We start from the raw sequence: 24,839 nt of genomic DNA, 5'->3' as shown, positions 1-24,839 counted from the left end.
CGAGCCCCGCACGACCCCGCAGACCCCGCACCACCGTCATCGCACCACCGACCGCGCAAAGGAGCGCAGCACATGCAACGACGAAGGATATTGGGAACCCTCGCGATGGCCACGGCCACGGCGGTCCTGACGACGCTCGGCCTCGCCACCTCGGCGAGCGCCGAGCCCGTCACGGTGCACGCGACGGGCTTCGAGGACGGCACCACCGGCCCGTGGGGTCCGCGCGGCGGCGTCTCCCTGACGGTGACCGACGCCGAGGCGCACGGCGGCACGAAGAGCCTCGCCGTGGGGAACCGCACGGCGAACTGGCAGGGCGTGTCGGTCAGCGCGGCGTCGCTCGGACTCCAGGCCGGCGCGACGTACGAGTTCTCGGCGTGGGTCAAGCTGCCCGCGGGTGACGCCGGCACGAGCGGCATCCATTTCACCGCCGAGCAGACGCCGGCGGGTGGCGGCTCGAACACGTACACCTGGATCGGCGGATCCGTCGACACCACAGCCGACGGCTGGGTGGAGATCGGCGGGAGCTACGTGTTCCCGGAGGGGCTCGCGAGCGCCAACCTCTACATCGAGGCCGCGGCGATCGGCGACCGCCAGCCGTCGTTCCTCGTCGACGACGTGCTCATCACGACCGAGGAGGGAGGAACCGTACCGGATCCCGACTTCGTGCCGGGCGGCGCGATCAACCCGGTCGTCACGCCGGTGAGCCTCGCCGAGGGCACCGGGAACGTCTCGGCACTGACGTTCGATGACGGGCCGAACCCGGGCACCACGCCGGCGCTGCTCGACTTCCTCGCCGAGCACGACCTGAAGGCGGTGTTCTGCGTCATCGGGCAGAACATCACGGCACCGGGCGGGAGCGACATCCTCAAGCGGATCGTCGCCGACGGCCACGTGCTGTGCAACCACTCGACGAGCTACGCCGACATGGGCTCCTGGTCGGCCGCGCAGGTCGAGGCCGACCTGAAGGCGAACCTGCAGATCATCCGCACCGCGCTCGGGAACCCTGACCAGGCCGTGCCGTTCTGGCGCGCACCCAACGGCAGCTGGGGCGTGACGCCCGCGGTCGCCGTCGCGCTCGGGATGCAGCCGCTCGCGGTCGTGAACACGATCAACGACTGGGCGACGCAGGATGTCGCGACCCTCACCGAGAACCTGCGGGCGGCCATGAAGCCGGGCGAGGTCGTGCTCGCACACGACGGCGGCGGCGAACGGTCGGGCACGCTCGCGGCCGTGCAGACCGTCGTCTCCGAGCGGCTCGCTGACGGCTGGGTCTTCACGTTCCCGAAGGGCACGCCGCCGGCGGCCGGGTCGGTCGTCATCGACACCGACTTCGAGAGCGGTCTCGACGGCTGGGGCCTTCGCGGCGGCAGCGGCTCGACCACGGCCACGGTCGAGCTGTCGACCGTGCTGGCGCACGGCGGCGCGCAGTCGGCGGTCGTGCGGGACCGCGCGAGCCAGGGCGATGGCATCGGCCACGACGTGACCGGACTGCTCGACCCATCCGTCACCTACGAGCTCACCGCGTGGGTGCGCTTCGGCGAGGGCCAGCCGGTCGACGACGTGTGGCTCAGCCGCGCGAACACGACCGGCGGCGCGACGGCGTTCTCGACGCTCGCGCAGTTCGACACGGTCACGAACAGCGGATGGACCGAGTTGACGGCGACCTTCCAGGGCTCGGACGCCGACAGCTCGCTGCTGTACTTCGAAACCCGATGGGACAACGGCGCCGTCGGCAACATCAGCGACCTGTACGTCGACGACATCGTGCTCCGCGTGCCCGAGCCGCCCGTCATCGAGGACCTCACCGGGATCCACGAGACCGTGGACTTCCCCGTGGGCGTCGCCATCGACAGCCGGGAGACCTCGGGCGCGGCCTCCCAGCTGCTGCTGCGGCACTTCGACCAGGTGACGCCCGAGAACTTCATGAAACCCGAGGCCTGGTACGACGCGAACGGCGACTTCGTCACGGCGAACGCCGAGGCCGACGCGCTCATGGACTTCGCGCAGGAGCACGAGCTCGGCGTGTACGGCCACGTGCTCGTGTGGCACAGCCAGACCCCGGCGTGGTTCTTCCAGGATGACGCGGGGCAGCCGCTCGCAGCCGACGACGCGGGCAAGGCGGTACTGCGCGACCGCCTGCGGACGCACATCTTCGATGTCGCCGAGTACCTCGCGGGCAAGTACGGTCCGTTCGGCTCCGACACCAACCCGCTGCGCGCGATCGACGTCGTGAACGAGGTCGTCTCCGACGGCAGCGAGTTCGCCGACGGCCTGCGCCGCAGCGAGTGGTACCGCATCCTCGGCGAGGAGTTCATCGACCTCTCGTTCGCGTACGCCGACGAGGCCTTCAACGAGGTCCACGCGGCGGATGGCGCGGAGCGGCCGGTCACCCTGTTCATCAACGACTACAACACCGAGCAGGGCGGCAAGCAGGAGCGCTACCGCGCGCTCGTCGAGCGACTGCTCGCGCGGGGCGTGTCGGTCGACGGCGTGGGACACCAGTTCCACGTGAGCCTCGCGATGCCGGTGTCGGCGCTCGAGCAGGCGATCGTCGCCTTCGAGGACCTGCCCGTCACGCAAGCGGTCACCGAACTCGACGTGACGACCGGCACGCCAGTCACGCAGGCGAAGCTGGTCGACCAGGGCTACTACTACCGCGACGCGTTCCGGGTATTCCGCGAGCACACGGACTCGCTGTACTCGGTCACGGTGTGGGGCCTCACCGACGGGCGCAGCTGGCGTGCCGGCTCGGGTGCGCCGCTGATCTTCGACGACCAGTACCGGGCGAAGCCCGCGTACTTCGGCGCCGTCGACGGCGAGCTGCCGGCGCCGCTGCGCACGGCGAACGTGTTCGCGGGCGACGTGGCCCTCACCGACGAGGCGATCGCCTCTCCCGAGTGGGACCGACTGCCGCTGCACCGCGTCGACGACGTGGCGGAGTTCCAGCTGCGGTGGGCCCCCGATCACCTCACGGTGTTCGCACGCGTCGATGACGCGACGACGGATGCCGCGGACGGCGTCGAGCTGCAGCTCGGCGATGCCGTGGCGACCGTCGGCCGCGACGGGTCCGGGTCCGCGTCCTCGACGGTGACCGCGCGGGACGGCGGCTACGACATCGTCGCGCACCTCCCACTGGCTGATGTTGCGCAGGGCGACACGCTCGCGTTCGACCTGCGGGTGACGGATGGCTCGGGCGCGCCGGTCGGCTGGAACGCGCCGGGAGTCCTCGGCACGCTCACGCTCGTCGAGCCGCTCTCGTTGCTCGAGGTCGTCGAGGCCGGTGCGGCGCCGACCGTGGACGGCGCGATCGACGCCGCGTGGGATGGCGCGAACTCCGTGCGCACCGAGAAAGCCGTGGTCGGCGAGACCGGCGCGTCCGCGGACGTCCGCACGCTCTGGTCGGGTGACACGCTGTACATGCTCGCCGAAGTGGCCGACCCGATCGTCGACGTCACCGGCTCGGACCCCTGGATCCAGGACTCGGTTGAGGTCTACGTCGATCCGGGGAACGCGAAGAACGGGTCCTACCGTTACGACGACACCCAGATCCGCGTCAGCGCGGCGAACGCGGTGTCGTTCGGCACCGGTGACGAGGCGTTCCAGCGAGGTCGCGTGCAGAGCGCGACCGCGCTCGTCGACGGCGGCTACGTCGTGGAGCTGTCCGTCGACCTCGGCGACGCGGCAGGCCACGGCACGTTCCACGGACTCGACTTCCAGGTCAACGACGCGTCCGGCGGTCAGCGCTCATCGATCCGCAACTGGGCCGACCCGACGGGCGCCGGCTACCAGTCGACGGCGCGCTGGGGCGTGGGCGAGTTCGTCGGACCGGCGGCACCCACCGCGGCCGTGAACCTGGTGGCGCCGATCATCCAGGGTGCGGCCGTCGCGGGTCGCGTCGTCGCCGCGAATGCCGGCGGCTGGAATGTCGCGGGCCTCGCGTTCGCGTACCAGTGGCAGCTCGACGGCGTCGACATCCCCCGCGCCATCGGGCCCGAGTACCGGGTGCGCGGCACCGACCGTGGCGGCGAGCTCACGGTCGTCGTCACCGCCACGGGTGACGGGCTCGAGCCCGGCACCGCCGTCTCCCCCGCGGTGCGCGTGGCGGCCCGTCCGGCTGGGTGACCCCGACCCAGCCGTGCGAAGCGGGGCGGCCGATCGTGTGGAACGATCGGCCGCCCTGCCGCTTCCCACCCGACCGGGTGCGGATGTCGGTCGCCTCCGGAAGACTCGTCCTGAACCGAAGGGAATCATCATGACGACGCAGGTGACGCCGGTCGACCCCGAACAACTGCACCGCAGCCCTGCCTTCGCGCAGGGCATGATCGCGCCGGCCGGTCCGCTGCTGTTCGTCGGCGGCCAGAACGGCACCGATGCCTCGGGCGAGCTGCTCGAGGGCGGCCTCGGTCCGCAGACCGAGCAGGCGCTGCGGAACGTGCTGGCGGTGCTCGCCGAGGCGGGCAGCGGGCCCGAGCACGTGGTGAAGCTGAACATCCACCTCGCGCCCGGCATCGACCCCTCCGACGGGTACGCCGCGACCGGCTCGGTGTGGGGCAACCGCCGCACCGCGGTCACCGTGCTCATGGTCGCGCCCGCGCGTCCCGGCGCCCTCGTCGAGATCGACGCGATCGCCGCCATCCCGCCGACCTCAGCGGGCGAGTGATGCCCTCCCGCACGACGCTCCGCGACTCGTTCGACCTGCCCCTCTCGCGCGGGGTCGCCTTCCGCCTCTTCACCGCGCGCGGCGAGCAGCTCTGGGTCCCGGGATGGACCCCGCGCTTCTTCGCCGACGTCGAGGATGACCTCGCGGTCGGGACCGTCTGGCGCACCGACGACGACGCGGGGCGTCCGACCACGTGGATCGTGCTCGACGCCGATCCTCCGTCGCGCGTGCGCTACGCCCGCGTGGCCGAGGCGTGGACCGCCGGAACCGTGACCGTGTCGTTGACCGAGACGACGAGCGGATGCCGGGTCACGGTCGAGTACGACCTCACGGCGATCCATCCGGATGCCGCGGCCGAACTCGATCGCTTCGCCGACGGCTACCCGACCTACCTCGGCTCGTGGCGCGACGCGATCCTCGACCATCTCGATTCCGGCGGCCCGATGCCCGACCCGGTCTGACGCGTGCCGTCCGGCGTCAGGCCTCCACGTCGTCGAGCCGCGCGATCACGACCTCGAGCAGTCTGGCGAGCTCGCCACGTTCGGCGTCGGAGAGGTCCTGGAGCACGTCCGATTCCACGACGTCGGAGCCCCGGATCGCGAGGCTGAAGAACTCCCACCCCGGGCTCGTGAGCCCGACGAGGATCCGCGTGCGGTTCTCGGGGTCGGGCGTGCGCTCCACAAGGCCGCGTTCGGCGAGCTTGTCGAGCCGGTGCGTCATCGACGAGGGCGCGACGTTGGTGAGGTCGGCGAGGTGGCTCGGCGTGAGCGCGCCGTCGGCCTTCGCGAGCGCGGCGATCACCGCCCACTCCCCCGCGGTGACGCCCAGGTCGGCGAGCTGCCGGGCGTACCACTGGTCGAGCTTGCGCGAGAGGCTCCCGATCGCGGTGATGACGCGCTGCACGGATTCCTCGCCGCCCGCCGCGACGTACGTCGCGACCGCTCGCCGGTGCTGCTCGGCCGCGCTCGGCCTTCGCTTCGCCATGCGGGAATTGTCGCACACCTCTTTCGGTTGCTAATATTTCGATATCGAACTCTTCGACGCCGAAGCCGATCTCGTGCCGCCGGCGTCGCCGTGTGCGGCGCCGTCGGCCGCGACATCCGTCGACCACACGAAAGGGGTGCGCCCATGCGCGCGATGCTGCTCGTCCTCGCCTCGAGCATCGGTTCACTGGGATGGGGCGGCGTGCTGCCCTACCAGTACGCCTATGCCGCGGACACGAGGGACTGGGGCGCACTCGTCGCCGCGGGCGCGGCGTCCCTGTTCTCGGTCGGCGCGCTCGTCGCGGCGCCGATCGCCGGGCGGTTGAGCGACCGGTTCCCGCCGGTGCGCGTCGCGGTCGTCGCGCAGCTGATCGGCGCGGCCGGCGCCGCGTCGCTGATCCTCGCCGGCGAGCCGGCGACGTTCCTCGCGGGCATGCTCGTGTTCGGCCTCGGCCTCTCGGCGGCCGCGCCGGCCAAGCAGGTGCTCGCGCTGCAGTGGTCGTCGAGCGACGACCGCCGCAAGGTGTTCGCATACAAGTTCACGGGCGAGGCGCTCGGCATGGCGGCGGGCGCGTTCATCGCGGGCCACCTGGTCGACCTCGACCGACCCGACGGTCTCAACGTCGGCTTCCTCATGGCGGCCGCCGGCTTCGTGGTGTCGTCCGTGATCATCGCGCTCGCGGGTCGCGGCGCGGCCGTGCCGAGCGAGTTCACTGCCGACCCCACGGGCGCGATCGCGGCGATCGAAGGACGCCCGCGCGGCATCCTGCGCCTGATCTTCGCGAACCCGGCCCTGCGCTGGACCGCGGTCGTCACCATCACCCTCGCGCTCGGCTTCTACGCGCAGTTCGAGTCGGGCCTGCCCGCGTACGGCATCACCGTGCTCGGCGTCGACCCGACCGCGATCGGCACGGCCGCCGCCGTGAACTGCATCGTGATCGTCGCCATCCAGGTGGTGGTCGTTCGCGTGACCGCGAAGCGCAGCGCCCCGGTGCTGCTCATGGCGGTCGGCACCATCTGGGTCATCGCGTGGCTCGGGCTGTCGGCGGCGCAGTTCGCGCCCGGCGTCGCGTCGGCGATCTTCGTCATGACCTACGGCGTCTTCGCGGTCGGCGAGACGATCTACAGCCCGGTGCTGAACCCGCTCACCGCCTCGCTCGCGCCGAAGGGCATGGTCGGCCAGACGCTCGGCGCGATGGCGGCGCTGCAGACCGCGTTCACGGCGGCCGGCCCGATGGTCGCGGGCGTGGTGCTCGGCGCGGGCTTCGCCGACGGCTTCCTGCTCATGCACCTCGGCGTGAGCGCCCTCGCGGTGTTCGCAGCCTGGCGCGTGCACCGTGCGCTCGCGCCGGCGCGCGTGGGCTCAGAGCCCGAGCCGCCGCTCACGCGGCCGGTCCCGGTCGCGGGCCCGGCCGCCTGATCCCAGCGACGGATGCCGGCGGCGTGCGACTCTCGACGCCGCGCGTCGGATCGCTCTGGGAGGATGGCCCGGTGACCGTCGAGACGTCCCGGATCCGGCTGGAGCCCATCACCGCCGAGCTCGCGCGCAGCATCGTCGCGCGCGACGAACGCCCGGGTGATGCGTGGCATCCGGAGTACCCGTTCGCCGACGAGCTCGACGTGCTGCGGAGGGTTGCCGAGTCGACCGAGCTGCACCCCGTCTTCGGCGCGTACTTGGTGCGCCGCAGCTCCGACGGGCTCGCGGTCGGCGGACTCGGCTTCTTCGGACCGCCGGACGAGCAGGGCGAGGTCGAATTCGGCTACGGCCTCGTGCCGAGTGCGCGCGGCCACGGCCTCGCGACCGAGGCGGTCCGGGCCGCGCTCACCCACGCGGCGACCCACGGGGCGCGACGGGCCGCGGCCGAGACGGAGATCGGCAACCACGCGTCGCGACGCGTGCTCGAGAAGGCGGGGCTCGTCGAGGTGCGACGGGACGGCGACATCATCCGATTCGAGCGCGACCTCTCCCCCGAGGTTGGATCTCCGACCTAGCCACGCGGCCGGTGGACTCGCCGCAGGCCGCGTGGTTCAGTTGGTACGTGTCCCACGTGGTCCAAGCGGACTACCTCGTCGTGGGCGCCGGCGCCACCGGGATGGCGTTCACCGACGCCCTGATCGATTATGCCGACGACGTGACCGTGGCCCTCGTGGACCGTCGCCACGGCGTGGGCGGCCACTGGCTCGAGGCCTACCCGTTCGTGCGCCTGCACCAGGCGTCGGCCTTCTACGGCGTCGCGTCGACGCTCCTCGGCGGGGGTCGTCTCCAGCATCGCGGGCCCGAGGCGGGACTCCAGGAGCGCGCCACCCGCGCGGAGATCTGCGCGTACTACGAGGACATCCTCGCCGACCGGCTGCTGGAGTCGGGCCGCGTCGAGTTCTTCCCCGGATGCGACGTGCTCGACGACGGCCACGCGTTCGTCTCGCGAGTGTCGGGCGAGCGGTTCGCCGTTTCCGAACGGTGCCGAGTCGTCGACGCCCACTACCTCGCGCCGGGGATCCCCGCCGAACTGGCCCCGCCGTTCGTCGTCGGCGACGACGCCCGGGTGGTGCCCGTCAACGAGCTCGCCCACCTCGAGGAGCCTGCCGGCCAGTACGTCATCGTCGGCTCGGGCAAGACCGCGACCGACGCGTGCGTGTGGCTCCTCGCCCGAGGGGTCGAATCCGACGCGATCTGCTGGGTACGGCCGCGCGACCCGTGGATGCTGAACCGCGCCGTCGTGCAGCCCGATCCCGCCATCTTCCTCGGCATGGTCGCCGACACGATGCAGGCGGCGGAGGCCGCTTCCTCGCTGTCCGACCTGTTCCTCCGACTCGAGGACGCGGGTGTCATGCTGCGCATCGATCGCGACGTCGAGCCGACCATGGCGCGCACGCCGACCCTCGCAACGTGGGAGCTCGAGCTGCTGCGTTCCATCGCGAACGTCGTCCGACACGGCCACCTCGCGGCGGTCGCGCGCGGACGCCTCGAGTTCGCCGACGGCGCCGTCGTGACCGTCGCCGACGACGCGCTGGTCGTGCACTGCGCGGGTGAAGGGCTGCGGATGCGGCCGCTCGTGCCGGTCTGGACGCCGGAGGCGATCACGCTCCAGCCGATCCGGTCGGGCTTTCCGTGCTTCGGGGCGGCGCTCGTCGGGTACGTGGAGGCGACGCGCGACGACGACGCGGAGATGAACCGGCTGTGCCCACCGTCGCCGTATCCCGACTCGACCGCGGAGTGGGCGCGGATGACGGTGATCGGCGCACGCTCGGCGGCCTCGTTCGGCTCGGAGCACGACATCGCGTCCTGGGCGGACGGCGTCGCACTCAACCCTGCACGGATCCCGCCGGGCTCCTCGCACACCGGTGAGCTCGGCGACGTGCTCGATCGCCTGCAGGCGCATCGGTCACAGGGGCTCGCCCGGCTCGCCGAGCTTGCCGGGATCGGGTGAATCCGGGCGGCGATGACCGCGAAGAAACCGGCTACGGCACGATCGAGTCCACGTACCCGCCGTCGACCCGTACCGCTGCCCCGGTCGTCGCCGAGGCGAGCGGAGAGGCGAGGTACGCGACCATGTTCGCGATCTCCTCGGGCTCGATCAGCCGCTGCAGCAGCGACTGGGGTCGGTGCTCCTTCATGAACTCGCGCTGCGCCTCGTCCCACGGCAGGCTGCGATCGACGAGCTCGTACACGAAGTTCTCCACGCCGCCGGTGTGGGTCGGGCCGGCGAGCACCGAGTTCACGGTGACCCCGCTGCCCGCCGCCGCCTTCGCGAAGCCGCGCGAGACGGCGAGCAGCGCGGTCTTCGACATGCCGTAGTGGATCATCTCGGCCGGAATGACGATCGCCGAGTCGCTGGCGATGTTCAGCACTCGCCCCCAGCCTCGCTCGATCATGCCGGGCAGCGTCGCGCGGATGAGCCGGACGGCGGCGAGCACGTTCACGTCGAAGTAGCGACGCCACTCGGCGTCCGAGATCTCGAGCGGCTCCTCGGCGCCGAAGACGCCGAGGTTGTTGACGAGGATGTCGACCGGTCCGGTCGCAGCCAGCACCTCGGCCGCACCATCCTCGGTCGTGACGTCGCCGGATGCCGCGATGAGCTCGCGCCCGTCGGATTCCGCCCGCAGCTCCGCGACCACGTCCTCGACCGTCGCCGCGGTGCGCCCGTTGATCGCCACGCGGGCTCCGGCGTCGGCGAGGGCGACTGCGATCGCGCGGCCGATGCCCTGGGTCGAGCCGGTGACCAGTGCCGTCCTGCCGCTGAGATCGATTCGCATGGGTCCCACGCTACGACGTGCGGACCGCTCGCTCTTTGTCGGCAGGAGGCAATACCGTCTGGACAAGCGGATGCACACCACGAACGGAAGGCGTTCCATGTTGAAGCAGATCGCTGAGGGCGTACTCGTCCACGAGAGCGAGTTCCTCCAGAGCAACTCCGTGGTGGTGCAGGGCACTGTGGGCGTGCTGCTCATCGACCCCGGCATCACGAGCGAGGAGATGGCGACCATCGCCGACGACCTTCGCGCGTTGGGCCAGCCGGTCGTGGCGGGCTTCTCGACGCATCCGGACTGGGATCACGTGCTCTGGCTCGAGGCGTTCGGCGACGTGCCCCGCTACGGCACGGCCCGCTGCGCGGCCGCACTCGACGACCTGCTCTCGCACGCCGACTGGCGGGACCGCGTCGCCGAGGGACTCCCGCCCGAGTACGCCGAGGACATCCCGATGCACCTGCTCGGCCTCGTCACCGGCCTGCCCGCCGATGCTGCGCGAGTCCCCTGGGACGGCCCTGAGGTCCGGATCATCGAGCATTCGGCGCATGCGCCGGGCCATGCGGCCCTGCTGGTCGAGGAGCACGGCGTGCTCGTCGCCGGCGACATGCTCTCCGACATCCTGATGCCGTTCCTCGACCTCGAGGCCGCGGACCCGATCGTGGACTACCTCGCCGCGCTCCGCCGGTTCGAGGCCGAGGCCGACGACGTCGTCGCGGTCGTCCCGGGTCACGGATCCGTCGGCGGAGCCGAGGAGTTCCGCGCACGCCTCGCGCTCGATCGCGCGTACGTCGAGGCCCTGCAAGACGGCGAGGTTCCCGACGATCCGCGGGTCGATCCGGCAGGCCCCTTGTACTGGCTGGCCGACGTGCACCACTGGCAGGTCCAGCGGCTCGCCGAACGGAATCCGGACGCGACGTCGGACTAGCGATGCACGAACACCCGGCACCGTACGGCGATGGCGTCCTCGAGGTCGCTGGCGCGGCATCGATCCACTGGGAGGAGTCGGGCACTGCGGGCGGCGTGCCGGCGGTCTGGCTGCACGGCGGTCCGGGCGGATCGGTCGGCACCGGATGGCATCGCGCGCACTTCGACCCGCGCCGATACCGCCTCATCGGCTTCGATCAGCGAGGTTGCGGCCGGAGCCGGAAGTCCGAATCCGAGGCATCCGACGACCTCACCCACCAGACGACCCAGCAGCTCATCGAAGACCTCGAGGTCCTCCGCGAAGCCCGGGGAATCGATCGTTGGGTCGTGGCCGGGATCTCCTGGGCACGACGCTCGCGCTCGCCTACGCCGAGCAGCACCCGGATCGAGTGTCAGCCCTGGCACTCGCGGCGGTGACGACCACGAGCCGGCAGGAGGTCGAGTGGATCACCGAGGGAGTCGGCCGGTTCTTCCCCCTCGAATGGTCCGCCTTCCAGCGAGCGAGTGGCCGACGCGAGGGTGAGCGAATCGTCGACGCCTATGCCCGCCGGCTCGCCTCTGACGACCGGGCCGATCGCGCGGCAGCAGCCCACCACTGGGACATCTGGGAGAGCGTGCAGGACTCGTTCGACGACCCCGAGGCCCGCGGATCAGGGCACGTGAACCCCGAGCGGCGCGTGGAATTCGCGACCCTCGTCACCCATTACTGGAGCAACGACGCCTTCCTGAACGACTCGAACGCCATTCTCGAACGACTCGACGACATCGCATACATCCCAGTCGCCCTGGTGCACGGCCGACGAGACATCGGCAGCCCGTTGGTCACCGCCTGGCGGCTGCACCGCGCACTTCCGATGAGCTCGCTCGTGGTCATCGAGGACGAGGGGCACGGAGGCCCGAAGTGCAGTGCCGCGCTGAGCGAGGCGCTCGACGGGTTCGCCTCTTCAGCCGAAGCACCATGACGGCGTGCCGTGAGCAGTCCGGTCGAGTACCGACGGCTCAGGCGCCGGCGGGCGGCGCCGTGCTCTCGCGCACGACGAGGCTCGTCGCGAGGTCCATGCGCGGCGTCGCGGCGCCCGGCTCGAGCGGCTCGTCGGCCAAGCGGATGGCGAGCCGCGCCGCCTCCTCGCCCATGCGACGAAGGGGCTGGTGCACGGTCGTGAGCTTCGGGGTGAGCCACGCCGCGAGCGGGATGTCGTCGTAGCCGACCACCGAGAGGTCCTCGGGCACGCGGATGCCGCGCTCGCGCGCCGCCTCGAGCACGCCGAGGGCCTGCATGTCGCTGCCGGCGAAGATCGCGGTGGGCCGCTCACCGTCGTCGAGCAGCTCGCGCGCGCGGTCGCGGCCGCCCGAGACGTGGAAGTCGCCGAATCGGATCCACGACTCATCGATCGGCAGGCCGGCCGAGTTCATCGCCGAACGGTAGCCGTCGATGCGGGCGAGCGAGCACATCATGTCGGCCGGCCCCGTGATCGCGGCGATGCGCCGGTGACCCAGTTCGATCAGGTGCCGGGTTGCGGCGAGTCCGCCCGACCAGTTCGCCGAACCGACGGATGGCGCGTCCGCCGACGGGTCGCCGGCCGGGTCGACGATCACGAACGGGATGGCGCGCGCGTGCAGCTGCTCGCGGTACTCCGGGACCAGGTCGCTGAACACGAGCACGATCCCGACGGGCCGGCGACGCATGACGCCCTCGATCCAGTCGGGGTCGGGCGAGTGCCGGCTGCCGCTCACCGTGAGCACGACCGACAGACCGTGCTGCTTCGCGACCGACTCCACGCCGTCGATGAGCTCCATCGACCAGATCGGGTCGAGCTCGTGGAAGACCAGTTCGATGAGCTCGGCGCGCGACTCGGAGCGTCCGCCACCCCTGCGCCGGTAGCCGCGCTCGGCGAGCACCTGCTCGACGCGAGCCCGCGTCGCGGCCGCGACATCCGCCCTGCCGTTCAGCACCTTCGAGATCGTCGACAGGGACACACCCGCCTCGTCGGCGATCTCGGCGAGCGTCACGCGCTCGGTCGCGGCATCCAGTGACATGTTTCGAAGCCTAGCGCCGAAAGTTCCGGCACGCAGACATGTCAGGCGAGGTTGCGCGGGACGCGACATCCGGTTATGTTTTGTCTGCCAACAAATCATCGACGACGCTGAGAGGCGGATCATGGCCAGCGCCCCGACCCGTGACGACAAGTTCTCCTTCGGTCTCTGGACCGTGGGCTACAACGGCACCGACCCGTTCGGCGGTCCGACGCGAAACGCGCTCGACGTCGTGCACGTGGTCGAGAAGCTCGACGAGCTCGGCGCCTACGGCCTCACCTTCCACGACGACGACCTGTTCGCCTTCGGCTCCTCCGACGCCGAGCGCCAGACGCAGATCGACCGCCTGAAGGGCGCCCTGGAGGCCACGGGCATCATCGTGCCGATGGTCACCACGAACCTGTTCAGCGCCCCCGTCTTCAAGGACGGCGGCTTCACGTCGAACGACCGCCAGGTGCGCCGCTTCGCGCTCCGCAAGGTGCTGCGCAACATCGACCTCGCCGCCGAGCTCGGCGCGAAGACCTTCGTCATGTGGGGCGGCCGCGAGGGCGCCGAGTACGACGCCGCGAAGGACATCCGGTCGGCCCTCGAGCGCTACCGCGAGGCCGTGAACCTGCTCGGCGACTACGTCACCGACAAGGGCTACGACCTGAAATTCGCGATCGAGCCGAAGCCGAACGAGCCCCGCGGCGACATCCTGCTTCCGACCGTCGGCCACGCGCTCGCCTTCATCGACTCGCTCGAACGTCCCGAGCTGGTCGGCCTCAACCCCGAGGTCGGCCACGAGCAGATGGCGGGCCTCAACTTCGCCGCCGGCATCGCCCAGGCGCTGTACCACGGCAAGCTCTTCCACATCGACCTCAACGGCCAGCGCGGCATCAAGTACGACCAGGACCTCGTCTTCGGCCACGGCGACCTGCACAACGCGTTCGCGCTCGTCGACCTGCTCGAGAACGGCGGCCCGAACGGCGGACCGGCCTACGAGGGCCCGCGTCACTTCGACTACAAGCCGAGCCGCACCGAGGACGAGACCGGCGTCTGGGACTCGGCCGCCGCGAACATGCGCACCTACCTGCTGCTCAAGGAGCGCGCCGCGGCCTTCCGCGCCGACCCCGAGGTGCGGGAGGCGCTCGAGGCCGCGAAGGTGCTCGAGCTCGCGCAGCCGACCCTCGGCGACGGCGAGTCGTACGACGACCTGCTCGCCGACCGTTCGGCGTTCGAGGACTTCGACGCGTCGGCGTACCTCGGCGGCAAGGGCTTCGGCTTCGTGCGCCTGCAGCAGCTCGCGACCGAGCACGTGCTCGGCGCGCGCGGCTGAACCGCGAGGACGACTCTGCGATGACGCTCGTCGCCGGCGTCGACTCGTCGACGCAGTCATGCAAGGTCGTGATCCGGGATGCCGCGACCGGGGCGCTCGTTCGCTCCGGTCGTGCCCCGCATCCCGACGGCACCGAAATCGATCCCGCCGCGTGGTGGGGCGCGCTGCTCAGCGCGCTCACGGATGCCGGCGGGCTCGACGGCGTCGAGGCGATCTCGATCGGCGGCCAACAGCACGGCATGGTCGTGCTCGACGCCGAGGGCCGGGTCATCCGCGACGCGCTGCTCTGGAACGACACCCGCTCGGCGCAGGCCGCCCGCGACCTGATCGACGACGTCGGCGCCGACGAGTACGCACGCCGCACCGGTGTCGTGCCGGTGGCGTCGTTCACGGCGACCAAGCTCCGTTGGCTGCGCGACGCCGAACCGGAAGCCGCGGCCCGCGTCGCGGCGGTGGCGCTCCCCCACGACTGGCTGACGTGGCGCCTGCGCGGCTACGGCCCCGCGGGCGAGTCGCCGCTGGGCCCCGTGCTCGAGGAGCTCACGACCGATCGGTCCGACGCGAGCGGCACCGCGTACTGGGGCGCCGACGGCTACGACCGCGACCTCCTCGTGCGGGCGCTCGGGCACGACGTGATCCTCCCGCGCGTGCTCGGACCCGGCGAGGCGGCCGGCTGCACGCCCGACGGCATCCTCGTCGGCCCCGGCGCGGGCGACAACGCGGCAGCAGCACTCGGGCTCGACGCGGCATCCGGCGACGTCGTCGTGTCGATCGGCACCAGCGGCACGGTCTTCGCCGTGACGGATGCCGCCGTCGCCGACGCCTCGGGCACGGTCGCCGGGTTCGCGGATGCCACGGGGCGCTTCCTCCCGCTCATCGCGACCCTCAACGCGGCCCGGGTGCTCGACGCGACGGCGCGCCTGCTCGGCGTCGACCACGCCGAGCTCGGCCGAATCGCGCTCGAGGGCGAGCCCGGTGCATCCGGCGCCGTGCTCGTGCCGTACTTCGAGGGTGAGCGCACGCCGAACCTGCCCGAGGCGACCGCCTCGTTCTCGGGCCTCACGCTCGCCAACACGACGCGGCCGTCGATCGCGCGCGCCGCGATCGAGGGCATGCTGTGCGGACTCGCCGACGGGCTCGACGCCGTGCGCGGCCAGGGCGTCGACGCGCGGCGCGTGCTGCTCATCGGCGGCGCCGCGCAGAACCCCGCGGTGCGGCGCGTCGCGGCGCAGGTGTTCGACGTGCCCGTGACGGTGCCCGCGCCCGGCGAGTACGTGGCCGACGGAGCGGCGCGCCAGGCGGCGTGGGCCCTCACGGGCGAGCGCCCGGCATGGCCCGTCGAGATCGTCGACGAACTCGCCGTGGACACGCACCCGATCATCCGCGAGCAGTACGCCGCTCGCTCGGCCGAGGCCGCCTCGGTGGCGCCGGCCCGGTCGAGCGCCGAGATGCCCGGTCCGCCGGGTCCCGTCGCCGACGACTCGGCGGTACCGGCATCCCGCGGGCGCGGAGCGTGACGGGCCGACCCCAGTGCGAACGGATGACGCGGGGCGCGTGTCCGTGCGCGGGTTCGCCGGAGACTACGCGGTGCGTCGGGCCGGCGCAGATGGCACGGCCAGGCCATTCGCGATCGCGCACGGCGGCGCGGACGAGGCATCCGTCATCCTCTGAGACCTCGCGGCTGACCGGCCGTTTCGCGCGCGGACGGGCTTAGCATGAGGGTGAGACGTCGGAGACGGCGCCCCGGACCACGAGCGAGGGAGCGATCATGTCAGACCGCACACCAGGCGAGCACGCCGAGCCGGATCAGCAGATTCCCGACAGCGACCGCGTCGAAGGCACGTACACCGAGGTCGACGGCGAAGCCCCACCGGTGCGCGGGGTCCCCGGCGAGTACACCCGCACCGACGGGGCTCCCGACGACGAGAACGTGATCGGCGACTACGTGTCCACCGAGGAGCACCCGCACACGCACGACCCGAGCGAGCGTCGCGGCAAGTTCGTGCGCTCGGAGCCGCCGAAGCCGCACCCCGGCATGCACCACGTCGACTAGCCGAGGGCACGCGCGACGACATCGTCCGGGTCGCCCGGGCGATGCGCTGCGTCCCCGGTCGAGGGGCCGCGCTCAGCCGCGCGCGAGCTGCGCGCCCGCCGCCTCGAGCCAGCGCAGCGGGTCGGCCATCGCAGCCGCACCGTCGCCCGCGAGCTCGGTGAGCGAAGCGGATGCCGCGAACGCCGAGGCATCCGCGTCGATCGCGCCTGCGACCAACGCGACCGGCACGCCCCACGCGCCGGCGCGCGCGGCCACCTCGCTCGGTACCTTGCCGGCCGCCGACTGCCCGTCGAAGCGCCCCTCGCCCGTCACCACGAGCGACGCGCCGCGGAGCGCCTCGGAGAGCCCGATCGCATCGGCGACCGCGCCCGAGCCGCCGGCCATCGTCGCACCCCACGCGAGCAGGCCGAAGCCCGTGCCCCCGGCGGCACCCGCGCCCGGCTCCTCGCAGAGGCCGTCGCCGCCCGGCATGGCACGCACCAGCCGCGCGAGGTTCTCGTCCATCGCCTCGACGAGTTCGGGAGTCGCGCCCTTCTGCGGACCGAAGATCGCCGCGGCCCCGAACGGGCCGAGCAGCGGGTTCGTGACGTCCGAGAGGATCAGCGCGCCATCCACCGGCAGCGCACGCAGCCGCGACAGGTCGACGCGAGCGAGTGCCCCGACCCCGCGATTGCCCAGCCGCACCGGGCGGCGCTGCGCGTCGAGGAAGACCCCGCCGAGCGCCGCGAGCGCACCGAGGCCGCCGTCGGTCGACGAGCTGCCGCCCAGCGCGAGGAGCACCCGGGTCGCACCGGCGTCGAGCGCGGCGGCGATCGCCTGACCGAACCCCAGGGTGTGCGCGTCGAGCGGACGGAGCGGGTCGAGCAGCGTGATGCCGCTCGTCATCGCGAGCTCGACCACGGCCGACCCGTCGGGCAGCCGCAGCCACGCGGCGTCCACCGGACGGTCGTCGGGGCCCTGCACGGTGACGGGCACGCGCTCGGCACCGGGCACGGAACCGGCGAACGCGTCGAGCGTGCCCTCGCCGCCGTCGGCCATGGGCTTCTCGACGAGCTCGTCGTCGGGTGCGACCGTGCGCCACCCGCGCGCGAGCGCCGCGGCGGCGTCGGAAGCGGTGGCCGTGCCCTTGAACGAGTCGGGCGCGAAGACGATGCGGCGCGTCATCCGGCCCGCCCGTCGACCGCGCCCGCGCCCAGGCCGAGATCGGCGGCAGAGGGCGCCGGCACGTGCGAGAGCCAGGCGAGCGCCTGCGAGATCAGCGCACGATGCTCGGCGGAGTCGTACGAGCGCGTGTCGTGCCCGAGCGCGTCGTACACGAGCCGCGAGCGCCCGAACTCACGACCCCAGACGAGCGGGTGCCGGATGCCGTCCTCGACATGCTCGGCGATGGGCTCGATCACGTCGTACTGGTGCAGGTCGGTGTACCGCTCGTCCTCCACCGTGAAGTCGTCGATCCCCTCGCGCACGGGATGGTGCCCGACGAGGTGCACGAGGGCGTCGCCGAACGGCGGATGCCACGACTCGTCGGGCTCCCATCGAGCGCCGAGCGCGCGGTCGAACGCGCCGTAGTCGCGCAGGCTGGACGCGGCCGCGTGCATCGCGAGGATGCCGATGCCGCGCTCGAGCGCCGCGTCGAGGGCCGCCGGGTCGACGAGGTCGTCGGCCCCGTCGTCCCCGCCGTCGGGGATCGGGCCGTCGGGGTCGCCGGCGTTCACGACGACCAGGGTCACGTCGTCGTCGAGCGTCGCGAGCGCGTCATCCACGTCCGCCCGCACCTCGACCTCGAACCCGGCGTCGCGCACGAGCTCGGCGAGCCGCGCGCTGGTCTCGGGGTACGGATGCCACGGGTCGTCGTATCGCCCGGCTCCGCTCAGGATGATGGCGCGCATGGAACCTCCTCGGTCGGCGGCATCGTACGACGCTCAGTCGCTGAGCACCATGGCCCAGTCGTACGCCTCGAGCCGGACCTCCGCCATCCGGTTGCCCGAGACGGCGTCGACGCCGTCGATCTCGATGGTCACCGCCGGGCCGCCGTGGTTGATGACCGTGAGGAGCCGACCCCGTCGTGCGGCCTCGACGTGGGCGGGGAGCCCCGCGACGACCGGCTCCACCCCGGTCGTCGCGAGGAGTCGGTCGACGACGGCCTGCACGCCGGCCTCGTCGGGAATCGTGGCGAGGTACCTGGCGCTCCCGGCGCCCACCGCGCGCACCGTGAGTGCCGGGTCGCCGGCCCGACGGCCATCGGTGAAGGATGCCTCGACGCGCGCGTCCTCGGCGACGAGCCGCACCTCCTCGGCGAGCAACGTGCCGGTCCCGGCGATCGTCTCGGCGGTCGCGCCGACCTCGCCGCGCTCACCCCGGAATGGAGCCTGCCGCTCGCCAGGCGTCCCGGCGGGCGCATCGACGGGCACCAGCGCCCCGAAGTCCTCGATGCGGATGCCGCACAGCGGGCCGAGCTGCGTCGCGAATCCGCCGTCGCGGAAACGGTCGAACTCATCGACCACGTCGGTGAACGGCCCGGCGAGCAGGTGCCCGCCCGCCTCGACGAACGACGTGAGCGCCGCGGCATCCGCCTCGCGCACCAGGTACAGCAGGGGCGCGATCGCGACGTCGTAGCCGTCGCCCACGCGTGACGCCGGCACCACATCGACCTGCACGTGCCGTCGATGCAGCGCGCGGTACCAGCGCTGGATCACAGCGAGGTAGTCGAGCGCGTTCTGCGGGTGGTCGGACGCCTCGACGGCCCACCAGTTCTCCCAGTCGAACACGAGCGCGACCCTCGCATCGCGGGCCCCCGCCTCACCCGACGGCAGTTCGGGCAGCCCCGCCAGGTCGGCGCCGAGCGCGATGACCTCGCGCCACGTGCGGGTGTCGGTGCCGGCGTGCGGCAGCATCGCCGAGTGGAACTTCTCGGCGCCTGCCCGCGACTGGCGCCACTGGAAGAACAGGATGCCGTCGGCGCCGCGCCCGATCGCCTGGGCACTGAGCGCGGCCATCTGCCCGGGTGCCTTGGGCGCGTTCGTCGGGCGCCAGTTCAGCGCGTTCGTCGACTGCTCCATGAGGATCCACGGCACCTCGGGCTTGACCGAGCGGACGAGGTCGCGCTGGAACGCTGCCGCGCGGAAGGACTCCGGGTCGTTCGGGTCGGGGTACGCGTCGTCGCTGATCACGTCCATGTGCTCGGCCCACTCGGCGTAGTTCGCGGGCTTGAACGCACCCATGAAGTTCGTCGTGATCGGCTGCGTCGCGCCGGCGGCGAGCAGGATGTCGCGCTCCATGAGGTAGCACTCGAGCAGCATGTCGCTCGTGAAGCGGCGGAAGTCGAGCTCCTGGCCGGGGTTGCGGCTGTACGGCGCCTTGCGCGGCGGGAACACCTCGTCGAACGACTGGTAGCGCTGCGACCAGAAGTTCGTGCCCCATGCGTCGTTGAGCGCCTGGATGTCGGGGTAGCGATCGGCGAGCCAGCGACGGAACGCGTCGCGTGCGGCATCCGAGTAGTCGGCGTTGAGGTGGCAGCCGTACTCGTTGTTGACGTGCCACATGACGACGCCCGGGTGGTCGGCGTACCGCTCCGCGATCGCGGTGACGAGTTCTCCAGCGAGGCGTCGGTACACAGGCGACGACGGTGCGAACTGCTGGCGGCTGCCCGGCCAGTACGTGGCGCCGTCCTCGTCCTGCGGGAGCATCTCGGGGTAGGCGGCTGTCGCCCACGGCGGCGGCGACGCGGTCGCGGTCGCCAGGTCGACGGCGATGCCGCCGTCGTGCAGCAGGTCGATGACGCGATCGAGCCACGCGAAGTCGAACTCGCCTTCGCGCGGCTGGAGGCGCGACCACGAGAAGATGCCGAGGCTCACCATGGTGACGCCCGCCTCGCGCATCCGTGCGACGTCCTCGGGCCAGACCTCTTCGGGCCACTGCTCGGGGTTGTAGTCGGCGCCGTAGTGCACGGGTGTCCTCTCTCCACGTCGAGGTTGCGAAAGATACCGAGTGGGCGATCTTGGCGGTCCATCGGAGATGGATCCCGCCAGGATCGCCCACTCGAGGGGGCTGGTCGCTCAGCCGAGGATGACGTTCGCCTCGGTGAAGAACTGCGACACCGCGTCATCCACGCTGATCGCGCCGAGTCCGATCGACTTGCCGAGGTCCCAGAAGGTCTGCTCGAGCGAGCCGTAGCCCACGACCGGCACGGGCGGGGCGTCGCCGATGCGGTCGGCGACCGACTCGAGGTAGTCGGCGACCTGCGCGTCGACGCCCTCGAGGGTCGTGCCCGCGAGCTTCGTCTCGGAGGCCGGGAAGCCCAGCGTGGTGCCGAAGACCTCACCTGCCTTCTCGCTGTTCACGACGTAGTCGAGCCACAGCGCGGCCGCCTCGGGGTGCTCGGTGTCGGCCGAGATCGCCATCTGCAGGCCGGCCTGTCGGTAGAGGTCCTTGCCGTCGGGCTCGTCGGTGGGCGGCGCGACCAGCGTGATCGACGCGGCGCCCGAGTCGGCGAGGTAGCCGCCGAGGAAGTTGCTCCAGCTGCCCTCGCTCGCGGTGAGGTTGGCGCCGAAGCCCGAGATCGGCGAGATCTCCTCGAGCTTCTGCTGCGGGATCGCGATGCCGTCGCGCGCAGCGGCACCCGACTCCCAGAACTCGCGGAGCTCGTCCTCGGTGAAGCCGAGCTCGCCGTCCTCGGTGTAGAGGTTCCCACCCTGCGCGCGCAACACGTTCTCGAACGTCTGGATGCGCTGGGTCATGTCGGTGCCGCCGTAGACCGCGCCGCCGGTCGCCTCGGTGACCGACGCCATCCACTCGTCGTACTCCTCGTACGAGGTGCCGCCCTCGTACGGTTCAACGCCCGCCTGCTCGATGAGCGCGTCGTTCAGGAAGACCGCCCACGCGCTGTAGCCGGTCGGCAGCGAGAACTGCGTGCCCTCGAGCTGGCCGGTCGCCTTGAGGCCGTCGTCGAAGGCGTCGAAGTCGACGTAGTCCGAGACCTCGGCGAGGTCGAGCAGCAGGCCGGGCTCGGCGTACTCGCGCAGGTACGAGTCGGAGAACTGCCATACGTCGGGCAGGCCGCCGCCCGCCGCCTCGGTCTTGCGCTTCTCCCAGTACGACGGGAAGTCGGTGAAGTTTCCGTCGATCGTGATGTTGGGGTGCTCCTCCTCGAATGCGTCGATGAGCTGCTGGTAGCGCTGGGCGCGGTCGTCGTTGCCCCACCAGGTGAAGGTGAGCGTCACCTCCTCGTCGGGGTCGTAGTCGGATGCCTCGCCTCCGCCGCTCGCGCAGCCGGTGAGCGCGAGGGCCGCGATCCCGGTGATGGCTGCCGCGGCGAGCATGCGTCGCCGGCCGTTCCTCGTGAACATCTGTCCTCCGTCGTCGTCGTCGGGTGTGCGCGCTTGGGGGGTTAGGGAAAGCGCTTCCCGAAGCGTAGCGTCCAACGTTGGAGATCGTCAATGTCGAATCGCAGGTGTCGCTGACAGCTGCTCGAGACGTCGCGGATGCGGGGTGCGACCAGGCATTCGCGACATCTCGAGCGCCGGCGGTCGATGCAGCAGCCCCGGCTGCGTACGCATGGCGGCCCGCTCGGCCCGCTCGGCGCGCTCGGCGCTCGACCGGCTCGTCGGGTGGCGCTCGACGGTGCGGCGCGCCACCGGCTGACCGGACGAACCCGGGCGGGATCAGCGACCGGGGCGGCGTCAGCGGTAGAAGCCCTCGCGCAGGTTGATGCCGTGCTCGACCCACGCCTTCATCGCTGCGAGCATGCCGGTCCAGCCCTCGCAATTGCCGAACGCGTGCTTCGCACCGTCGGGCGTGGCCAGCCACGACGCCTCGGTGATCGTGACGAGTGTGCGCGTGTCGTCGTCGATCGGCTCGAATTCGAACGTCGTGCGGGTCGTCCCGCTCGCGCCTGCCGTGGCCTCGCCATCCCATTCGATGACGATCCGGCGCGGCGGGTCGGCCTCGACGACCCTGACCGGGAACGCGCCGGGGAAGTCATGGAAGTCCCATGTCACCTCTGCGCCCGGCACGAGGCGGCCCCGTGCCCCGCCGGTCGTGAAGTAGTTCGAGAGCTGCTCGGGGTCGGCGACGGCCTCGTACACCTCGGCCACCGGGCGAGCGATGCGCCCGGAGACGGTGAAGGAGAGCGTGTCGAGCTTCGCTGCATCGTTCATGTTGTATTTTTATCACATGTCACGCTTCGCCGAACAGCTCTCCGACGACGACCGGGTGTTCAAGGCGCTCGCCTCACCGGTGCGCCGCCGCATGCTCGACGCGCTGCGCGACTCGACGCACACGACGGGGTCGCTCTGCGCGCGGTTCCCCGACCTCGACCGGACCACCGTGCTGCAGCACCTGCGCGTACTCGAGGATGCCGAACTCGTGGACGGCCGTCGGATCGGCCGCGAGCGCCACCTCTCGCTCGCCCCGCTCCCGATCAAGCGCATCCATGACCGCTGGATCAGCGACTACACGCGCGCCGCCGTCGAGCTGCTCGACCGCCTCGACCGCTCGGCGGACACCTCACCTGCCTGGTGACCCGTTGCGCGGAGGAAGTCCGCGACCGCGTCGCACCGCCCGTGAAACGACGTGACGAGCCCTGGCTCACTCGTCGATGACGGCCGCCAGGTCGGCACCAGCGCGCATGAGCGCGATGCTGCGCGCGGAGATGCGGTCCAGGCGTTCGGCGAGGATGCGGTCGGCCTCCTGCGTGCCGCCGAGGTCGCGCAGGTCGGCCATGACGTCGTGCACTGCCGGGATGCCGTACCCGGCGGCGCGCAAGGCCACGACGATGCGCGCCCCGTCGACCGCCATCGGCGCGTAGCGGCGTGCGCGGAGCGACGTGACCCGGTCGGGCCGCACCAGGCCTTCCTGCTCCCAGAACCGCAACGTCGACGTGCGCACGCCGAGGGCCGAGGCGAGCTCGCCGATGGTCATCGCGTCGTCCGGTCGAGCGCCGACGCCCGCAGCAGGATCGACCGTGCCCGCCGTGCCGGCGGCCTCGCCCGATTCTGCCGCGTTGGCTTCGGCCCGGATGACGCGCAGCGCCGCCTGCGCGCGCTCAACCGCGTCGCGCTCGCGCTGCAGCCGAACGTGCACGGCGTCGATCGCGGCGGCCGCGTCCGCAAGCGTCGTGGAGGGCACACGGGCCAGCAGGCGTCGCGCTTCGAGCGGCCCGGCGGCCGCCGCGAGCCCACGATACGCCGCGAGCGCGCGCACGTGCCGTGTCGAGTACGACCGATATCCGTTCGCCTCGCGTACGGCGGCCGGGATCACGCCGAGGCGCTCGAGGTCGCGCACCTGCTGGACGGAGTAGCCCGACCGGCGTGCGACCTCGACCGTCCGGAGCGGTCGCCCGTCTGCGACATCCGTCTCAGCGTTCATCCAACCCCACACAAGCACTTGAAGGAGATGCTCGAATCATGAGTATGCAGCAGATCATCGAGATCGTGCGCGGATTCGAGGGCGTCCTGATCCTGCAGCCGCAGCCCGGCGATGGCACCCCGGATGTCGCGTGGGGCGATGCGTTCTTCTACTACAGCCCCGGCGGCGGGACCCCGGAGCACACGCAGCCCTACGCGACCATCGTCACGAAGGACTACCCCGACGACGCCGCCTCGGACCTCGGCGCCCCCGATCGCTGGCGCGTGAACATCCACGTCGACCGCGCGACCTTCCGCGAGTCGACGGGCGAAGATCCGCGCCGCCTCACCTCAGTTCACGACTTCGCGGCAGCCGACGTCATCAATCCTCACCCGGTCTACGGCGCACTCGGCTGGATCTGCGTGGTCGTGCCGGCCGAGCGCACGATGGAGCAGGTGGTCGCGCTCCTCCGGCAGGCGCATGACGCCGCGCGATCCCGAGCGACGCGACGCGCGGAGGTCGGCGGCCCCACATGAGCGGCCTCCCTCACGATCGAACGGTCGCGGATGCAGGATGCGACCATGCATTCGCGACCTCTCGATCGCCCGGCGGTCAGCCGGCGTGTGCCTTCCCGCCCCGCGGCCGCTCGGGCACGGCCACGATCGCGAGCGCGACGCAGCCGAGCGCCGGCACGACGAGCGGCACCAGCTGCCACGTCACGACGACCGCGAAGACCGCGGTCGCGACGAGGTAGGCGGCGCCGATCGGGTCGGCCGCGACGGCGGCCGGAACCGAGCGCAGCGCGCCGAGCCATCCGATGCGCGGCGTCCAGCGCCCCGCCGCCGTGAACAGCGCGAGTGCGATCGCGGCGAGCCCGAGCCATCCGATCGCCGCGACCATCGGCCCCCCGGGCAGCATGCCGCTGTTCGCGAGGTCGACATCGAGCAGCAGCACGAGCACGAGCACGACGGATGCCGCGCCGACCCCAAGGCCGCCGAGCAGGCCGGCGCGCACATCGGCCCAGAACGCGCCCATCGACGACGACTCGGCCTTGAGGAACCGCCGGAGGTGCCGTACGCCCGCCGCCAGGGCGGCCGGGAATGTCACGACCGGGATCGACACGAGGGTGACGAGCACGCCGATGAGGAGGACCTCGCCGAGCAGCCCGAACGCGCTCGTCGCGCCGGGGAAGCGGGCCGGCGGCGCGTCGGATCGCGTCGGGCCGCTGCCCGACCGATCGGCGCGGCGCGCCGCCCGCTCGCTGAGGCGAGACAT

General features: G+C 71.9%; 23 protein-coding genes and 1 pseudogene. 14 read left to right on the top strand and 10 right to left on the bottom strand.

Annotation, left to right across the window (positions count from 1 at the left end):
• Positions 1-105 precede the first annotated feature (105 nt).
• From ACFQ58_RS11625 to ACFQ58_RS11615, 3 genes are all read left to right on the top strand, one after another.
• A complete protein-coding gene (locus ACFQ58_RS11625) occupies positions 106-4,122 on the top strand; it encodes an endo-1,4-beta-xylanase (protein WP_376951266.1) in 4,017 nt (1,338 codons plus the stop codon).
• Between the two features lie 130 nt (positions 4,123-4,252).
• The gene (locus ACFQ58_RS11620) at positions 4,253-4,660 is read left to right on the top strand and encodes a RidA family protein (RefSeq protein ID WP_376951265.1); all 408 of its coding nucleotides are present in this window, start codon (positions 4,253-4,255) and stop codon (positions 4,658-4,660) included.
• Positions 4,660-5,121, top strand: a complete 462-nt coding sequence (locus tag ACFQ58_RS11615) for an SRPBCC domain-containing protein (RefSeq protein ID WP_376951264.1) — start codon at positions 4,660-4,662, stop codon at positions 5,119-5,121. Before ACFQ58_RS11620 ends, ACFQ58_RS11615 begins: the two co-directional genes overlap by 1 nt.
• Before the next feature lie 16 nt (positions 5,122-5,137).
• On the opposite strand, the gene ACFQ58_RS11610 is transcribed toward ACFQ58_RS11615, so the two are convergent.
• Entirely contained in the window at positions 5,138-5,644 is a 507-nt protein-coding gene (locus ACFQ58_RS11610; protein WP_376951263.1) for a MarR family winged helix-turn-helix transcriptional regulator, read from the bottom strand.
• Between the two features lie 144 nt (positions 5,645-5,788).
• On the opposite strand from ACFQ58_RS11610, the gene ACFQ58_RS11605 reads away from it, so the two are divergent.
• The 3 genes from ACFQ58_RS11605 (at position 5,789) to ACFQ58_RS11595 (ending at position 9,071) form a co-directional block, all read left to right on the top strand.
• Positions 5,789-7,063, top strand: a complete 1,275-nt coding sequence (locus tag ACFQ58_RS11605; RefSeq protein WP_376951262.1) for an MFS transporter — start codon at positions 5,789-5,791, stop codon at positions 7,061-7,063.
• Positions 7,064-7,134: 71 nt separating this feature from the next.
• Complete coding sequence (locus ACFQ58_RS11600; RefSeq protein WP_376951261.1) at positions 7,135-7,635, top strand: GNAT family N-acetyltransferase; 501 nt, start codon at positions 7,135-7,137, stop codon at positions 7,633-7,635.
• A gap of 11 nt (positions 7,636-7,646) precedes the next feature.
• On the top strand, positions 7,647-9,071 hold the full coding sequence (locus ACFQ58_RS11595; RefSeq protein WP_376951260.1) for an NAD(P)-binding protein: 1,425 nt from the start codon (positions 7,647-7,649) through the stop codon (positions 9,069-9,071).
• A 31-nt stretch (positions 9,072-9,102) separates the two neighbouring features.
• Here ACFQ58_RS11595 and ACFQ58_RS11590 read toward each other — a convergent pair whose 3' ends face one another.
• Entirely contained in the window at positions 9,103-9,897 is a 795-nt protein-coding gene (locus ACFQ58_RS11590; protein ID WP_376951259.1) for an SDR family NAD(P)-dependent oxidoreductase, read from the bottom strand.
• A gap of 97 nt (positions 9,898-9,994) precedes the next feature.
• Here ACFQ58_RS11590 and ACFQ58_RS11585 point away from each other — a divergent pair, with 97 nt between their 5' ends.
• The 3 genes and pseudogenes from ACFQ58_RS11585 to ACFQ58_RS11575 all read left to right on the top strand — a co-directional run bounded on the left by ACFQ58_RS11585 (position 9,995) and on the right by ACFQ58_RS11575 (position 11,777).
• Complete coding sequence (locus tag ACFQ58_RS11585; RefSeq protein ID WP_376951258.1) at positions 9,995-10,816, top strand: MBL fold metallo-hydrolase; 822 nt, start codon at positions 9,995-9,997, stop codon at positions 10,814-10,816.
• A gap of 2 nt (positions 10,817-10,818) precedes the next feature.
• Positions 10,819-11,645, top strand: a pseudogene (locus tag ACFQ58_RS11580) (alpha/beta fold hydrolase); the annotation flags it as partial.
• Positions 11,634-11,777 carry a hypothetical protein gene (locus ACFQ58_RS11575; protein ID WP_376951617.1) on the top strand — a complete coding sequence of 48 codons (144 nt, stop codon included), beginning with the start codon at positions 11,634-11,636 and terminating at the stop codon, positions 11,775-11,777. The pseudogene ACFQ58_RS11580 and the gene ACFQ58_RS11575, both read left to right, overlap by 12 nt.
• Before the next feature lie 37 nt (positions 11,778-11,814).
• Here the strand turns inward: ACFQ58_RS11575 and ACFQ58_RS11570 are convergent, their stop codons facing one another.
• The gene (locus ACFQ58_RS11570) at positions 11,815-12,852 is read right to left on the bottom strand and encodes a LacI family DNA-binding transcriptional regulator (protein ID WP_376951257.1); all 1,038 of its coding nucleotides are present in this window, start codon (positions 12,850-12,852) and stop codon (positions 11,815-11,817) included.
• 121 nt (positions 12,853-12,973) lie between these two features.
• Here ACFQ58_RS11570 and xylA point away from each other — a divergent pair, with 121 nt between their 5' ends.
• The 3 genes from xylA (at position 12,974) to ACFQ58_RS11555 (ending at position 16,220) form a co-directional block, all read left to right on the top strand.
• Entirely contained in the window at positions 12,974-14,167 is a 1,194-nt protein-coding gene (gene xylA / locus ACFQ58_RS11565) for a xylose isomerase (RefSeq protein WP_376951256.1), read from the top strand.
• Positions 14,168-14,187: 20 nt separating this feature from the next.
• Entirely contained in the window at positions 14,188-15,684 is a 1,497-nt protein-coding gene (xylB, locus tag ACFQ58_RS11560; RefSeq protein ID WP_376951255.1) for a xylulokinase, read from the top strand.
• A gap of 251 nt (positions 15,685-15,935) precedes the next feature.
• On the top strand, positions 15,936-16,220 hold the full coding sequence (locus tag ACFQ58_RS11555; protein WP_376951254.1) for a hypothetical protein: 285 nt from the start codon (positions 15,936-15,938) through the stop codon (positions 16,218-16,220).
• A 72-nt stretch (positions 16,221-16,292) separates the two neighbouring features.
• Here ACFQ58_RS11555 and ACFQ58_RS11550 read toward each other — a convergent pair whose 3' ends face one another.
• From ACFQ58_RS11550 to ACFQ58_RS11530, 5 genes are all read right to left on the bottom strand, one after another.
• Entirely contained in the window at positions 16,293-17,384 is a 1,092-nt protein-coding gene (locus ACFQ58_RS11550; protein ID WP_376951253.1) for a glycerate kinase, read from the bottom strand.
• Positions 17,381-18,109, bottom strand: a complete 729-nt coding sequence (locus ACFQ58_RS11545) for a ThuA domain-containing protein (RefSeq protein WP_376951252.1) — start codon at positions 18,107-18,109, stop codon at positions 17,381-17,383. Before ACFQ58_RS11545 ends, ACFQ58_RS11550 begins: the two co-directional genes overlap by 4 nt.
• 33 nt (positions 18,110-18,142) lie before the next feature.
• A complete protein-coding gene (locus ACFQ58_RS11540; protein WP_376951251.1) occupies positions 18,143-20,167 on the bottom strand; it encodes a beta-galactosidase in 2,025 nt (674 codons plus the stop codon).
• A 108-nt stretch (positions 20,168-20,275) separates the two neighbouring features.
• Positions 20,276-21,565, bottom strand: coding sequence for an ABC transporter substrate-binding protein (locus ACFQ58_RS11535; RefSeq protein WP_376951250.1), 1,290 nt, complete (start codon positions 21,563-21,565; stop codon positions 20,276-20,278).
• A 333-nt stretch (positions 21,566-21,898) separates the two neighbouring features.
• A complete protein-coding gene (locus tag ACFQ58_RS11530; protein WP_376951249.1) occupies positions 21,899-22,375 on the bottom strand; it encodes an SRPBCC family protein in 477 nt (158 codons plus the stop codon).
• 16 nt (positions 22,376-22,391) lie between these two features.
• On the opposite strand from ACFQ58_RS11530, the gene ACFQ58_RS11525 reads away from it, so the two are divergent.
• Positions 22,392-22,739: an ArsR/SmtB family transcription factor gene (locus ACFQ58_RS11525; RefSeq protein ID WP_376951248.1), complete on the top strand. Its 348-nt coding sequence runs from the start codon at positions 22,392-22,394 to the stop codon at positions 22,737-22,739.
• 66 nt (positions 22,740-22,805) lie between these two features.
• Here the strand turns inward: ACFQ58_RS11525 and ACFQ58_RS11520 are convergent, their stop codons facing one another.
• On the bottom strand, positions 22,806-23,585 hold the full coding sequence (locus ACFQ58_RS11520; protein ID WP_376951247.1) for a MerR family transcriptional regulator: 780 nt from the start codon (positions 23,583-23,585) through the stop codon (positions 22,806-22,808).
• Positions 23,586-23,623: 38 nt separating this feature from the next.
• Here ACFQ58_RS11520 and ACFQ58_RS11515 point away from each other — a divergent pair, with 38 nt between their 5' ends.
• Positions 23,624-24,100 carry a DUF6194 family protein gene (locus tag ACFQ58_RS11515; protein WP_376951246.1) on the top strand — a complete coding sequence of 159 codons (477 nt, stop codon included), beginning with the start codon at positions 23,624-23,626 and terminating at the stop codon, positions 24,098-24,100.
• Between the two features lie 76 nt (positions 24,101-24,176).
• Here ACFQ58_RS11515 and ACFQ58_RS11510 read toward each other — a convergent pair whose 3' ends face one another.
• A complete protein-coding gene (locus tag ACFQ58_RS11510; protein ID WP_376951245.1) occupies positions 24,177-24,839 on the bottom strand; it encodes a hypothetical protein in 663 nt (220 codons plus the stop codon).

The organism is Agromyces sp. NPDC056523, from assembly GCF_042794545.1.
Taxonomy (GTDB): Bacteria; Actinomycetota; Actinomycetes; order Actinomycetales; family Microbacteriaceae; genus Agromyces.
Note: the sequence above shows the minus strand (reverse complement) of the source record. Positions and strands in the feature narration are given on the sequence as shown.